The organism is Bradyrhizobium sp. USDA 4369, assembly GCF_054056435.1.
In genome coordinates, this window is sequence record NZ_JBSRYH010000002.1 from 17,979 (window position 1) to 31,478 (window position 13,500).

Here is a 13,500-nt window from a genome sequence, read left to right on the forward strand (position 1 = left end):
TACATTGCAATTGGGATTGGAGTGCATGGCTCTAATCTCGCTCCGCGTCTCCGACGAGGTCGCAGCGGAGTTCTCAGCTCTTGCAGCTACCCGGGGCGGTAAGTCCGCGCTGCTGCGGCGTCTCATTGCTGATGCGCTAGCTGCGCCAGCCCCGCGTATCTTGACGTTGCCCGTCGGACGGCCGGAGAAGGTGACGGTGCGATTTCGCGAGAGCGAGATGCGGCAGCTGGCGGAAGTTTCACATCAGCGCGGCATGACCCGCACCGGCTGGATTGTCGCGCTGGTGCGCTCACGATTAGCGTCGCCGGTGCAGCATTCCCCGAACGAGCATGACGCGCTCCGCGCGATCGTCCGTGAGCTCAACCGGATCGGCGGCAACATCAATCAGATCGCGCGCGCCGCAAACACCAGTGTGCTGCAGGGCAGGGCGGTTGAGCCCGATCTGTCAGCAATTCAAGAGGCCAAACAGGTGATCGAAAGAGAGCTCGCGCAATTGCGTCATGCGCTGCACGGCAACGCGGACTATTGGGATGGGCGGCGATGAGTCGACGCTACTCGCCGCGGCCGACCGACCTGGCCTCCGAACTTCCGCCGATCTCGTATGTCTGGGAAACGCCCAATCGGCGCCCACGACGGGCCGAGTGGGATATCCCCGATCCGGCCGTTCCTGGCCGCCTTACGCCGGCGATGCGTGCAAAGCTCGAACGCATCGTGCGCCGCGCACCAGAGGTGATGGTCAAGATCACCGGTCGCACCAAGGGCGTGGCGCATCTCAAATCGCATCTCGCATACATCACGCGAAACGGCGACCTCGATGCGGAAACAGAGCAGGGCGCGACGCTGGCGGGTCGTTCCGGATTGAAAGATCTGCAGCAACGCTGGGAGGATGATGCTGGCCTCGACGACAAGCGCCGCCGTGATGGATCGCTTTCGATCAACATCATTCTGTCGATGCCGGCTGGCACTGATGCTGTCGCGGTCAAGGAGTCAGCCCGGGCGTTTGCCATCGAGACGTTCGGCACTAATCGCGACTACGTCTTTGTCCAGCACCTCGACGGCAAGCACCCTCACGTGCACTTGACGGTTCGGTCCCTGGGCCATGACGGCAAGCGCCTCAATCCTCGCAAGGCGGATCTTCAGGCATGGCGGGAACGGTTTGCTGGCGAACTCAGGCTTCGCGGGATCGCGGCGGAGGCAACGCCGCGGCGGACCCGCGGACGGGTTCGAAAAGCCGATCGCGGAGCGGTGCTCGCTATGCGCAAGCGAAAGATCGTGCCCGATGTCGATCGGCTCGCCCGGAAAGAGGTGCTGTCGGAGGCGAGAGATGGCAAGACTGCCAAATATCCTTGGGACGAACAGATTAAGTCACGTCAGGAGGCGGTCCGGCGGCGATATCTCGACTATGCTGCCGAGCTGCAGCGCTCTGGAGGGGCAGGAGATCAAGAGTTAGCTCGTCAAGTTCGGCAATTCGTCAACGACATGCCTGCTGTCGAAACCCGACGTCATGAGCTGAAGAATGAGCTTGCGGAGCTCGCCAATATCCGGCGCCGAGCCGCAAAGCAGGACGTTGGTGCCAAGCCGCGCGGTGAAGCGCGAGGTGATGAGCGGGCCAGATAATCGAGCCCGCGCCTGCGGCGGCTCCGCACCACCCTTTGAGGCACGCTAAGCTAACCCAAACCGAGACTCCGGAACCAGACAATCAAGCAAGGGCGCGCGCAGCGCTGGCGGCGTTGAAACCGACTGTCGAGAGCCTCAAGGCGAGTAAAGCAACGCCGCGATCCTGACCGTGGGCGTCTTTTTTGTTACAGGACGCGTTGCCATTCGCTGATATCTTCTGGGATACCTAGCTTGGACGGGTCTCCGGCGGATGGCCAGAAACATGTGCCGTTAGCGAGAGCCTCTGCCGCCGATCCCGGCGAAGCGTGGTGCTCTAACTTTTCATCATCGAACACCAGATCGTAGCCCATCGAATTCGGGACAATCTGCGCCAGCCCCGCGCGTGTTCTAAAGACCCACCTCGCCACTTCCGCGCTCTCCGCTTTCGAGCCCATCCCATCGCGTATTGACCGTTCGCCACGTTCTCATTACGTTCTCAGCAAGTCAAGGTTGATTTGACGCGTGTGGTGGGCGGACGTGTTGGCGATGGTTTCCTTGCTTATTGGCTTTGTTCTGAGCGTTACCGTTACGGCATTGGTCGCAAGGTGCATCAATTCCAACGGTGGAGGTCGCGTTCGCGCCGTGATGCTTGGTGCCTTGGCTTCAACGGTGCTTTCTGTCCTTTCTGATTTTACCCTGGCTTACGCTCAGCAAGAATACGACCGTTCATTAGAAGCCGTCGTTAGCCGCGCTCTGGTCGCGGCCTTCATCGGCCTCGTGATCTCATTGTTTGTCACCTCAAAATCAGCAATTGGAGCTCTTGGGTTGGCACGCCGAAGCTCCGACCTTCTCATGAAGGGCGCAGGACGGGCGGCTGTACGGATAAATCCGAACATCAAGCCATGAAACAGCGACGGATAGGGGTAGAATGACGGACAAAGCAACGAAGGACAAACAGGAAAGGCGGCGAGCGTTCGGGTTCGGGATAGGCTTAACGGTGTTCGGGATAGCCGCATTAGTCTTTGAGTGGTTTAACAGAGACGCGGTTGCGATTGTTGGCGCCGTGCTACTGGGCTTTGTCATCGGGATGCTTGTCGGCTTCTTTGTACAGGAGGCAAAGGAATGGACACGGCAGGCGATGACGGCATCTGTTGCAGTAATAGCGAGTGCGGGCGTGTTGGCGCTGTTGCGGTATGCTGCCCCTGACCCGCATGACGTTTGGTTCTACCCGGCCGGTCTCGTCATCGGTTTCGGGTTCGGCACGATTTGGGACGCAGTCAATCCGGCGTAGCGGCAAGAGGCGGTTGGCTGGGGAAGGACCTTCGGTGCGATCACTAGTTCTAACGAGTCTCTTTCTCTTGCTGTCGACCATCGACCTGCATGCAGATGACAAATCCCTTGTCGACAAGGTGAAGTCTACGTGGCGCTCGCAAACGGGCGAAACGGCCGAGCAAATATTTGCCAAGACCTCGAAGGTAGCGCATTTTGTTCCGAGAGGCTGGGAGGCTGGTCAAAAGACCGACGAGGGCGACGCCGTTTTCTTCTCGTGGGCTAAGCACCGAGCAGATAAGTCAGACGACGAATACACGATTGCTTGGGTTGTGGCGCCAAATGGCCCGATGAAAATCGGGCCGCCTTATGCAAAGCCGATAGAGCTGGGTTGGCAAGCGTTCGCACTCTCACTCGTTGCCAGCGAAGTCACCGACGACGAAAAGGAAGTGAACCTTCGCTTTCTGCACGATCCCCTCAATTACAACTTCGTGACGACCGCACAAGGCATGCTGGGTGACCTTCTGCGGCGCGGCCGTTGCGCAATCGGCGATCCGGTAGCTGTGGACTATCTGCCGAAGGTGAGTGAGAAGCAGATCGAGAAGGGTGACCTGTGGAGAGTTCAGCTTTCGGTCAATTGCAACATTCCGGGGCCTCGTTATTTCACCCGCGATGGAATCGTCATTTTCGAGAAACGCGAAGGGCAGGATTGGGAGCCGCAATCGTTCTTCGCAAAGCGCATCGCCACGTATGCTCCCGGCTCATGGTTCGACCGTCCAGACTCGAAAGAGCAAGAGACATTCGATGCAGCCCGAAAAGCCTTTGAGGGGGCGGGCGTGCCGCTGCGATCATTACAGGCGCCTTCGAGGTGAGGCGCGATCTCTCTCGTGGTAAAGCCGCGATGGCTCCACGGAGCTTGATTTCGATGCAGCGTGCGCAAACAGCCGGTGACGGCAGATTCAGCGCGTGCAGCATGCCGAGGTCGCGAAACGCCCGGCGCGCGTTTCTCGCCGACGGGCTCGCAGCCGCCGGCGTCCGTGCTCTGCAACATGAGGGCGAACGGCCGGCCGGCGGACTTGGGCCGCCAGGATCCGCGCCACCGCGCGGAGGCATGCGTCGCCGGCCTGATGGCCGTATTGATCGTTGAACTTCTTGAAGTGATCGACGTCCACCTGCAACAACGAGAGAGGCGTGCCGTCGCGCTTGGCCCACGTCCATTCCTCGGTCGCTCGTCGAAATGGCGCCGGTTTGCGATGCCGGTCAAACCGTCGGAGGTGCCGAGCGCGGCGAGCTTGTCCTGCAGGTCCCTCTGTTCGGTCATGTCGCGCGAGATCGCCACCACGCCGCCCGGGAAGTGTCGTCATCGGATCAAAAGCCAATACAGGTGATTTCTATAATTTGGTTCCGCGGCTGGGCTTCAGGTTTCGCCGCTGATGCGTCCCTCCTCGCCGAGCGGTACGATCCAGCCGCCTGCGCAGTCATACCGGGCTAATTCATCAGCATGCACGGCCGTCGCCAAGCGATTGCGCACAGTGTCCGGCTCTGCGTCGATGGCTGCGCGAATGAGATCGCGCTCGATCCCGACAAGGACCGGTCGGAGGTTGAGACGAGCGAGCACTTCCTGGTCGGCGGGTGCGAGATCGGCGTCGGTGACTGGTCCCGCGCGGGTAACGATGCCGCCGACAAGGCCTCCAATGGCGCTTACCTTCTCCACGTCCCTTATCGGAGCGGCATCGAGCAGCGCTCGCGCGTGTACGAGATCGTCCCGGAGCCTTCGGGCAAATGGTTGATACGTGAGACGATGGAGGGCGCCCGCCAATTCCGCATGACCGAGTGGCTTGATCAAGTTGGCGATATGCAACCGAAGAAGGCCGATGAACAGCGCGTTTTTCTCTTCGGGAGCGATTGGCTCGCCTTCATCGACGGGATCGCGGACCGAGAGATGGACATCAGCTGGACCAGCTTCAGCCATTCCCCAGCGCGTTGCGATTGCGATGCGCTTCACCGTGACTTTGCGACCTTGGGCGGTGACGTCGATCCGCCCAGCCTGCGTCCACGCTCGATCCAGCGCCTTCGCGGGTCCTCCGACATCATGGCAGCCTTTTGCCTCGGCCACCGTTAGGGAGGAAAGGTCAGAGGCGCAGGCGATCCAATCGGGCAGGTCGCCGCGAAACAGGCGCTTGACCCTGACCTGTCTGCGGCGGTCCAAGTCGATGGTTCGGCTGCCGAGATGTGCAAAGATCGAAAGATTGAGGTGTTGTTCGAGATAGGCGCGGGCGACGAAGCGTCCAAACAGACCCGAGAGCGCGACCTTGACTTCGCGCGCCTGTCCTAGGGGCTCCTTGAAGACAAAGGGCGTTCCCGCACCGGTCGGCGCCAGCAGCGCGTCGAGAATGGACCACGCGCCATAGGCGGCACCGGGTGTCTGCAGCACCTCCCTAATTCCGGCATCCTCGATATCGGAGATTTCAAGATCGACGGTCGGGCCGGCCACGGGGCTCGCGGCTGCAGGGTCGAAGCTATGAAGAAATGTCCGTGTCAAAGCGCTAGCGCTCGTTTGAGATCGTCGTGCTCGAACGCGCTGGCCATGCGGTTGATTTCGGCCGCGCGGGCGCCGACGGCTTTGGCCGTGTCGCGCCAGGTCGCGGTCGCGGTCGCGACGTCCTTGATGATCGCGCGGGCCTGCGGCAGCGTAAGCCCAAAATATTCCGACGCGGCTTCGAGCAGATCGAGCGAGCAGGTGCCTTCATCGAGGTCGATGTTCGTCGTCAGCACCCGCGCCTTCACGTCGGCGGGGACGGGATTGAGGTCGTAAGCCGGCGAGAGCGACCATCCCGTCTTTCCCAGCCAGAGGAAACCATGGTTGCGCAGATGATCATCGACATTGGAGATCAGCACGTTGAAGACGACACGCCGGTAGAGGGCGTGAGCGTCCGTCTTTCCTTGCGCACCATGTTGCGCGAGAGCGTCGACAATCTCCGGATAGCTTCCGCGCTCGCCGTCTTTGGCGCCCATCATCGCCATGGCCGACAGGAACGGGATGCGGACGGCGTCATTGCGATCGAAACGGCGTGACAGCATGACGGCCTTGCCGGCCACCTCGATCAGTTCGTGTTGCGGAGTGGCGATGCCGGCCTTGCTGGCGAGCCGCAGTGCAATCCCCTCCCAGGTCTCCATGCTGTAGTCGTCGGTCTCCTTCGGAAACTTGGCGATCGAGAGATTGCCGTGCTGGTCGACGACCGAGGCCTTCGGCCGGGCACCGCCGAGGGAAGAGCCGGGCGCGAAGATGAGCTGGAGATCTTCGTCCGTTTCCTCGTCGCGGAGAATGCGCTCGGTGATCTGGAGCAGTCGGCCGAGTTCGATCAGGGCGGGCACACCAGCGCGGGTCGGCGCCTGGAAGGTTTCTTCGCCGACCCAGCGGAAGCGGAGTGCGCCAAGTCGCGTTTCGTCGGCAACACCGAGCAGATAGTCACTTTCTGCAAGCGTGCGAACCGCGCGGCCTTCGCGGTCGGCGAGGCGGCGTTCGGCGCGCTGCATGAGGCGGCGGCCCCAGGTGTCAGGCGCGGAGTCGCCGATGGAGCCGAACGTGGCCAGTCCGGCAGGAGGAGCAAAGGCGCCGCGCGTCAGGGCGAGGGCGGGTTCCAGTGAGAACCGGTCCGGATCGTCAAGCCACGCGCCATCGTATTCGAAGAGGATGGTCTCTGAGCCTCGGGCACGATTGCTCCTTGCCAGTCCGATGCGGCGCGTGCGGCCGCCGAGATCGATATGCACCTCGAAGTCAGCCATTGCTTGAGGCTCCGGTCTTGCGCTTGAGGTGGATATGCTTTGGCAGCTCGGCGCTGGCGAGCGCCTGGCCGACACTGTCGTTGCTGATGTCCGCGACCTTGATCAGGCCGTCGAGCAGGCCGAGCGCCTGAAGAACGCCGGCATAGATGCCGATACTGACGTTGGTGTCGCCGGCCTCGACTCTTTGCAGCGTCGAGCGGGACGTGAAGGCGCGCTCGGCGACGACCGCCATCGGCAGCCGCCGACGCCGCCGGGCATCGTGGATGTCGGCGCCGAGTTTCCGCAGGGCCCGTCGAACGGCGGCGGGAGGATTGTGTGGGGTCGGCATTTGGTACCTTCACGCTACAGATTTGCCAAATATGTAGCACGAAGCTTACAAATATTCTAGCCCTCAGGACCGGTATTCCCGTAGTGAGACGGCGAGGCGTTCGCCAAAGCGTATATAATCGGCCAGGAAAAAGGCCTGTTGGTTCAGGACTTCAGAAACCGGCGTAATCTCCGAAGGTCGATATTTGCATCTCGTGACCGGGTTGAGGTGAGCCCATTACCTGTGAGCGCGAGCTGTTCGCGCTCCCTCATCCGGCCTCCCGCTCGGTGACGATGCTATCTTCCAGTAGCGGAAGGTCGAGGCTCGGAATTTCAGGCATGGCCTTGCCCGCGATGGCCTGAAGGTCTCCGACCATTCCAACCGTGGTGTCGATAACGGCCAGTATCTGCGTCTCCCGCTTGGCCCACTGGCGGCCCATGAACTTTCGTTCTTTGTCGAGATCGTCGCGCATGTCATTGAACTTCTCGACCACAGCCTCCACGCGCTGCCTGAATTTGGTCCCTGTCAGGTAGTTATAGACCTGCTCCATCTTCGTTTGCTGCCCTTGCTGGACCAGGCGCGAGCTGCTCACGTCGATCAGGCCTTGGCGCAGCGCCACAGCAACCGGCAGTGCGCAGCGCGGATGAGCCACCCATACGCCGTCAACCAGGTCAAACTGCTCGATATGCTTCGGCAGGGCGTGGGAAATGATGAGGGCGATGTCAGCGCCGGAACGGCGCTGATCGTCACGCAACTTGGCCAGCCAGCCATCGCTCCAGGCCTTCGTGCGCTTGGTTTCCCAAAGGATCATGCCGGCAGGCTGGCCGATCTGGCCATTCACCTGCTGGACAACGTCGGCGCCAAGCTCGCCCTTGCCGACCGGTTCGATGGTGTCCGTCGGAAAACGTCCGCGCAGAAGCTCCTCCAACTCAAGTTCGAGGACCTCACCCTGGGACTGCTGTGATCCTTGCTCGGCCTTGCGTTTCAGCTCCTCGATGGTCCGCGTCATCGACTCGATGGTCTGGTCTTTCTCCGCGACCCGCAGCCGCGCGGCTTCATCGGCTTCCTGCCGGGCCTTGACATGAATTTGCTCGATGGAGGCCTGCACGCGCTTTTCGACCGTGAGGTCTAGCTCGCGCTTCTCGTCATCGAGCGCCCGCTGCTTGCGCATCACTTCAGCGTGGGCCTGTTGCGCTTCCGCCAGCTTGGCATTGTTGGCATCGAGCATCTGGCGAAGCTCAGCGTTCTCGCTGGCCTTTGTCGCAAGCTCAGCTGAGGCCGCCTCGCGCGCCTTCTTGGCCTCGATGGCGACCAGCTCGCTGCGTTCTGCCGCGAGGCGTTGCTTGACCTGGTCATCGAGTGTCTCGCGCTCCTTCTGCAGTTGCTCGCGCTGCTGGCGCAGTTCATCAGACTTGCGCGCAACCTCCGCGTCCTTGCTGGCAAGCTGCTCCTGAAAACGCTGGCGAGTCTCCGCCAGAAGGGGGGCGGCGAGGGATTCCGTAAGCCGGACGTTCAAGACAAGCATCAAGCCGCCCCCGCCATTCTGCTCGACGTTGTTGTTGGCCGTGTGATGCGGGATATGGCAATGCACCAGCCATTAGGATACGCCTTCCCGTTGATCGTGAAGTAGTTTGGGAGTTCTCCTTCCATCAGCATCGCGGGATAGGTCAGCCATTCGCGCTTCAACCACTCCTGTAGCTGAATGGTGTAGTCGAGATGATCTCGTGGTTGCAATTGGGGCAGTGAATGATGGGTTCATGCGCGGCCCCAGCCACGGTTGCCTTGAATGTCATGAACCCTCCCGTTCCGTCGCCTTAAGCTGGAATAAACGTGATCCGGCCAGCCTCTCCACGCTTTCTGTGCGGCTTTACCGTTATTTCGACATCCTGATCGAACGCTGTCAGCATTCGCATCAGCTTTTCCACCGAAACCAGCTTGAAATGGCCCCGGAGCAGCTTGGACAGGTCCGGTTGCTTCATCTCGACCAGCTTGGCGGCATCGGTTTGCGTAATCTCCCGCTCTTCCATCAGCCGTTTCAACTGAACGACTAGGGCAGCCTTGAGCTGGTGCTCCTCGGCGTTTGGCAGGCCGAGGTCAGCGAAAATGTTGCCGGTGCCCCGGCTATGGGCAGGCAGCTTTTTCTTCATGCTCATCATCGGTCTCCCTTTGTTGCCTTATGGATCGCTTCGGCGTCCCGCAGACGCTGGCGCACCAGGTCAATGTGCCGCTGCGGTGTCGCAATGCCGCTGGTGGACTTTTTCTGAAACGCGTGCAGGACGTACAGGACGCCCTCCAGCCGCGTTGTGTAGACGGTTCGATAGGTATCGCCGTCAAAGTTGTCGCGAATCTCCAGAACCCCGCTCAAGCCTTTAAGGGGCTTGGCGTTGCGCGGGTGTTCACCGAGCTGCGCTTCGAAAAGTGACTGGCCGATCTCGCTTCGGACAGCCGCGGGAAAAGCCCGCAGGTCCTTCTTGCTCGAACCCACGAAAACCGTGGGCTTGACCGTGCGCAGTAGATCATTCACGGGATTATAGTAATATACCTATAAGCCGCTGTCAACGATCCAACGAAGGTGAGGGGAGAGGGCGCTTGACAACAGAAACGAGCCACCCTCCATTGCCACAATCAATGATTTTGCATTGCCCCTCATACAATTTTTCCCGGAGCCCCCATGGCCGGTGACGACGATCTGTTTGACTGGTGCGCTGCACGCCCGCTCTGGCAACAGGAAGCCATCCGTCTCCTGAGCGCAAGACCGTCGCTGGACGCCGATGAACTCAACCAGCTTGAGCAGGCCGTTCGAACCGCAGCTGGGCTTTCCAATGAAAAGCCGCCAGCGTGGCCCGCATTGACCAAGACCCACCTGAAGGCGGGTAACCGGTTCGCGCCGGTCACTGTTCTGGGCTCCATTGGTCCGCTACGCAACATCGACCGGTTGGCCGCCGAGCAGCCGCCGCTGAAGTTCGCGATCAACGGCGTGACGCTCATTTACGGGCCCAATGGTTCGGGCAAGAGCGGCTATTGCCGCATTGCCAAGAAAATCTGCCATTGCCTGCATGACGTGACGTTGCGGGGCAATGTATTCGAGCCGGAATCGGCCGATCCCCGTGAGGTGACCCTGACCTTCCGCGTCGATGGCGATAAAAAGCGCACCGTGGTTTGGGATGATCGTAGCGCGCCGCCGCCGGAACTCGGCAGAATCTCCGTCTTCGACAGCGATGCTGCCGGCCTGTATGTCGACGCCGAGCGCAATATCGAGTTTCTGCCATTCGAGCTGGCCCTGCTGACCAATCTCGCTGAGGTGCTGCGTACCCTGGACAGCCGCTTCAAGGCCGAAGAAGCGCGCCTGACCAAGGCGCACCAGGCGCCCCTGCCGCTCGGATATGACAAGCGCACCAAAATCGCGGCGCTGTTGGCGAACCTAAAGCCGGATCAGCATCTGCCCAGCGAAGAGGCTATGCGGGCTTTGGCGACCTGGAGTGACAAGGACGAGGCCGACCTTCAGGCGATCAAGCAAGAGCTCGGCCGTGACCCGGTCCTCCTGACGCGGGTGAAGGAGGCCAGCAAGTCGGCAGTCCAAGAGTTGGTAGCCAATGCCGATGCGATCTTCGATGCGATCGGCAACGCGGGCCTGGCGAGACTGAAGCAGGCGCAGCAAAAGGCGGCGTCGACACGCGAGGCCGCCAAGACCGCCGCTGCCGCCCTGGCGGCAGAATCAGCTGTTCCGCAGTTGGGTAGTGACACCTGGCGTCAGATGCTGATGTACGCGCGCGATTTCGCGGCCGAAGCATACCCGGCCGCCGAACCGCCGCAGCTGGCGACGGCCGGCACCTGCGTCCTCTGCCATCAGCCGCTCGACGGCCCGGCCAAGGCACGCTTGGCCGCGTTTGACGAGTATGTCCAGGGCCGGGCCAACGCGGATGCCGAGACCGCGAGGAACGAGTTCGCGGGAATCGCCAAAGCGATCCTCGATCTGAAGATCTCCGGCGGTCAGGACATCAAGGACAGGCTCGTCAATTTCGTTGAGGGCTCGAAGCCGCGTCAGGCCCTGGCCGACAGGATGGAGCGGTTTTATGCGGCCAGCCAGGAGCGTCACACCTTGGTCTGTGCAGCCGTCAGGGCCGTCGACTACGCGCGTCTTGGCGGTCTCGCAGATCTCGACCGGTCAGCGATTGACGAGCTGCTGGGCGAAGTGGCTGTCCTCGCCAAGGAAATCGAGGCATTGAAGCCTTCGGCAGATGACACCGCCAAGCGTCAGCGGCGCCAGCAGGAGCTGGATGAACTGGAGGCGCGGAAGAAGTTCTCCGCCGACATCGGGACGTTCGTGGCCCGGCGCAACTCGCTTGATTTGCTCGTGAAGACCAAAGCGTGCACGGCGGCCTGTGCCGTCGCCAGCGTCACATCCCACATCACGCGCATCAGGCGCAAGGTTTTGACCACGTCGCTGCAAACCAGCCTTCAGGATGAGATCGTTGCACTTGATCTGCAGCATCTGCCGCTCAAGCTCGCCGACCGTGGCGAGGTGGGCAAGAGCAAGGTTCATATCGGGCTGGAGGCCCAGCAGAAGGTCGGCAAGAACAGCGACATCCTGAGCGAAGGAGAGAAGCGGGCGCTGGCGCTCGCGGGCTTTCTCGCGGAGCTGAAGGAAGTCGGCGCCCGGCACGGGATCGTCGTCGATGACCCGGTATCGTCGCTAGACCACGCTCGCATGGAGGCCGTCGCAAGGCGACTGGTGAAGGAGGCCGCTGCCGGCAGGCAGGTGATCATCTTCACGCACAACCTGTTCTTCCACTACGCCGTCCTTGAGGCGGCCCACGAGCTGAAGGTGCGCGTGCGGGAGGAATGGATCGCCAAGCACGGTGATGGGCGGTTCGGGATCATCGACAACAACCAGCAGCCATGGATTTCCATGGGAGTGACCAAGCGGCTGTCGATCATCGACGACCTGCTCCAAAAGAAGAAGGCAACGTATTCGGAAACCGACGAAGCCAATCGTTCGTTTGTGACGGATGTCTACACCAAAATGCGCGAGACCTGGGAGCACGCGATCGAGGAAATCCTGTTCGCCGGCGTTGTCGGCCGCTTCCGGCCCAATGTCGCGACGATGAGGCTGAGGGCCGCCCACGTCGACAAGTCCGACTACGAGGCGATCTATGCCGGCATGACGCGATGCTCGAAATATTCCGGCCATGACCAAGCGGCGGGCATACCGCCTGGTCCTCCCAAGTTCGCGGATATCAAGGCAGACTTCGATAAGCTCAGCTCGTATGTCACTGCGGCGAACACCCGGCGGAAAACGCTGGAAAAAGAAGGCCAAGCCTATGAAGAGGGGCCGATGGCGGCCGACGTTCTTGATTGACCGTCAGCTGACAGCTCTGGTGCGGACATGAAGCTGCGGATCTGGCTGCCCCTGCTCTGGCTTTGTTGCGGAACAGCACCGAGCTTTGCGGATGGCGCCGGCATGTTCCTGTGCCGCTCTCCGGTCGTGGCCAACGACTTCTGGACCGACCTCAACCAGGTTGCCGGCGCTGGCGTGAAGCTCAATATGGATATTGCGCACAACATCGCGCAGAAGAATGGCTGCCCGTTCGTGTCGTCACCTAACCTCAAGCCGATTGATTTCGTTGCCGGCCAGATGGCCATCACGGATGGCAAGATCAAAGGCTGGGCCGCACCCCAGCTGTACATCATGTACGTCAACCGGCCCGCAAACTGAGCCCTGCTATCTGGCAGTGGTAGGTTTCTTTGCTGTTGGATACTTCGGCTCGACGATTGGTTTTGGCAGGTGCCCCTGCGCGACCGCCCAATCGCTGAAATCGTTGAATTCCCTGCACGAGGCTTCGTAGACCGCCACGAACTTCTGAATCGCGCGCGCGATGACGAGCACCGTTTCAAATTCGGAGATGGTCGCCTTGTCCGGGCCGGTGGGATGCTTCAGCCAGTTGATGAACAGGTTGAAGTTTTCCTGGGGTTTCAGCCGCTGCAGCAGCCGAAACAAATATTCGACGGTTGCTTCGGGCAGTTGGCCTTCGGCCGCGGCTGCCAGCGTCATGGCGCATTCAAGCTGGCCCTTATGTAGGTGCTCGATCGCGGCCTTGGTTTGCCGCAATGCTGACAGCTGCTTCGTGGTCTCCACGTCGGCCATCACTCCTCCGTTCAGCAAAAGACCCGTCTCACGCGGGTCCTGCGCTACAATCAGCCTTTCAAGAACTTCGCGTAGGCGCGGATGTCGATCATCGGTACCGTTGCCTCGGCCTGCAGGTGCGCAATCAGTTCGAGCAGGAATGCCGTTGCTGCCCTGGTGCTGGGCTCAATCGCCGTTTCGCCATCCTTTCGGTAGAAGTTGCCGTGGGCCGCAACGCAGCCCATATCCAGCGGCGCAATGGCTGCCGCCGCTTGGAGTGCGCTCTTCAGCGGATCGCCCATGGGCGGCGACCATGCGCTTTCGAACGTCAGCAGGCCGCCGATGATATGCCCCGGCGTCTTGGCCGGCTGTAGGCCGCCAGCGGAGGGAATTGGCAGGCTGGTGTGCGGATTCCGAC

16 protein-coding genes and 1 pseudogene are annotated in these 13,500 nt (G+C 61.2%); 7 read left to right on the top strand and 10 right to left on the bottom strand.

Annotated elements, in window-relative coordinates:
• Positions 1–25 precede the first annotated feature (25 nt).
• The 5 genes from ACVIJ6_RS38020 to ACVIJ6_RS38040 all read left to right on the top strand — a co-directional run bounded on the left by ACVIJ6_RS38020 (position 26) and on the right by ACVIJ6_RS38040 (position 3,737).
• A complete protein-coding gene (locus ACVIJ6_RS38020; protein WP_409880661.1) occupies positions 26–544 on the top strand; it encodes a plasmid mobilization protein in 519 nt (172 codons plus the stop codon).
• Complete coding sequence (locus ACVIJ6_RS38025) at positions 541–1,617, top strand: relaxase/mobilization nuclease domain-containing protein (RefSeq protein ID WP_456777191.1); 1,077 nt, start codon at positions 541–543, stop codon at positions 1,615–1,617. Before ACVIJ6_RS38020 ends, ACVIJ6_RS38025 begins: the two co-directional genes overlap by 4 nt.
• Before the next feature lie 516 nt (positions 1,618–2,133).
• Complete coding sequence (locus tag ACVIJ6_RS38030) at positions 2,134–2,502, top strand: hypothetical protein (protein WP_456777192.1); 369 nt, start codon at positions 2,134–2,136, stop codon at positions 2,500–2,502.
• Positions 2,503–2,524: 22 nt separating this feature from the next.
• A complete protein-coding gene (locus ACVIJ6_RS38035; protein WP_456777193.1) occupies positions 2,525–2,887 on the top strand; it encodes a hypothetical protein in 363 nt (120 codons plus the stop codon).
• Between the two features lie 67 nt (positions 2,888–2,954).
• Complete coding sequence (locus ACVIJ6_RS38040) at positions 2,955–3,737, top strand: nodulate formation efficiency C protein (RefSeq protein WP_250174140.1); 783 nt, start codon at positions 2,955–2,957, stop codon at positions 3,735–3,737.
• A gap of 87 nt (positions 3,738–3,824) precedes the next feature.
• Here the strand turns inward: ACVIJ6_RS38040 and ACVIJ6_RS38045 are convergent, their stop codons facing one another.
• The 8 genes and pseudogenes from ACVIJ6_RS38045 to ACVIJ6_RS38080 form a co-directional block, all read right to left on the bottom strand.
• Positions 3,825–4,229, bottom strand: a complete 405-nt coding sequence (locus ACVIJ6_RS38045) for a diguanylate cyclase (protein WP_409880767.1) — start codon at positions 4,227–4,229, stop codon at positions 3,825–3,827.
• Between the two features lie 53 nt (positions 4,230–4,282).
• Positions 4,283–5,359: a hypothetical protein gene (locus ACVIJ6_RS38050; protein ID WP_245269291.1), complete on the bottom strand. Its 1,077-nt coding sequence runs from the start codon at positions 5,357–5,359 to the stop codon at positions 4,283–4,285.
• 44 nt (positions 5,360–5,403) lie between these two features.
• Positions 5,404–6,651: a type II toxin-antitoxin system HipA family toxin gene (locus ACVIJ6_RS38055; protein ID WP_028132960.1), complete on the bottom strand. Its 1,248-nt coding sequence runs from the start codon at positions 6,649–6,651 to the stop codon at positions 5,404–5,406.
• Positions 6,644–6,979, bottom strand: coding sequence for a helix-turn-helix domain-containing protein (locus ACVIJ6_RS38060; protein ID WP_028132961.1), 336 nt, complete (start codon positions 6,977–6,979; stop codon positions 6,644–6,646). The genes ACVIJ6_RS38055 and ACVIJ6_RS38060 overlap by 8 nt, the downstream gene beginning before the upstream one ends.
• A gap of 247 nt (positions 6,980–7,226) precedes the next feature.
• On the bottom strand, positions 7,227–8,483 hold the full coding sequence (locus ACVIJ6_RS38065; protein ID WP_049819879.1) for a DUF2130 domain-containing protein: 1,257 nt from the start codon (positions 8,481–8,483) through the stop codon (positions 7,227–7,229).
• Positions 8,463–8,698: pseudogene (locus ACVIJ6_RS38070) on the bottom strand (copper oxidase); the annotation flags it as partial. The pseudogene ACVIJ6_RS38070 and the gene ACVIJ6_RS38065, both read right to left, overlap by 21 nt.
• Positions 8,699–8,772: 74 nt before the next feature.
• Complete coding sequence (locus ACVIJ6_RS38075) at positions 8,773–9,114, bottom strand: helix-turn-helix domain-containing protein (protein WP_049819824.1); 342 nt, start codon at positions 9,112–9,114, stop codon at positions 8,773–8,775.
• Positions 9,111–9,482 carry a type II toxin-antitoxin system RelE/ParE family toxin gene (locus tag ACVIJ6_RS38080; protein WP_028132964.1) on the bottom strand — a complete coding sequence of 124 codons (372 nt, stop codon included), beginning with the start codon at positions 9,480–9,482 and terminating at the stop codon, positions 9,111–9,113. The genes ACVIJ6_RS38075 and ACVIJ6_RS38080 overlap by 4 nt, the downstream gene beginning before the upstream one ends.
• A gap of 147 nt (positions 9,483–9,629) precedes the next feature.
• On the opposite strand from ACVIJ6_RS38080, the gene ACVIJ6_RS38085 reads away from it, so the two are divergent.
• Positions 9,630–12,317 carry an AAA family ATPase gene (locus ACVIJ6_RS38085; protein ID WP_028132965.1) on the top strand — a complete coding sequence of 896 codons (2,688 nt, stop codon included), beginning with the start codon at positions 9,630–9,632 and terminating at the stop codon, positions 12,315–12,317.
• 27 nt (positions 12,318–12,344) lie between these two features.
• On the top strand, positions 12,345–12,674 hold the full coding sequence (locus ACVIJ6_RS38090) for a hypothetical protein (protein ID WP_028132966.1): 330 nt from the start codon (positions 12,345–12,347) through the stop codon (positions 12,672–12,674).
• 6 nt (positions 12,675–12,680) lie between these two features.
• On the opposite strand, the gene ACVIJ6_RS38095 is transcribed toward ACVIJ6_RS38090, so the two are convergent.
• Together ACVIJ6_RS38095 and ACVIJ6_RS38100 are read right to left on the bottom strand one after the other, a co-directional pair.
• Positions 12,681–13,103 carry a hypothetical protein gene (locus tag ACVIJ6_RS38095; RefSeq protein WP_028132967.1) on the bottom strand — a complete coding sequence of 141 codons (423 nt, stop codon included), beginning with the start codon at positions 13,101–13,103 and terminating at the stop codon, positions 12,681–12,683.
• A 50-nt stretch (positions 13,104–13,153) separates the two neighbouring features.
• Positions 13,154–13,384 (bottom strand): hypothetical protein, encoded by a 231-nt coding sequence (locus tag ACVIJ6_RS38100; protein ID WP_049819825.1) that lies wholly within the window; start codon positions 13,382–13,384, stop codon positions 13,154–13,156.
• Between the last annotated feature and the right edge of the window lie 116 nt (positions 13,385–13,500).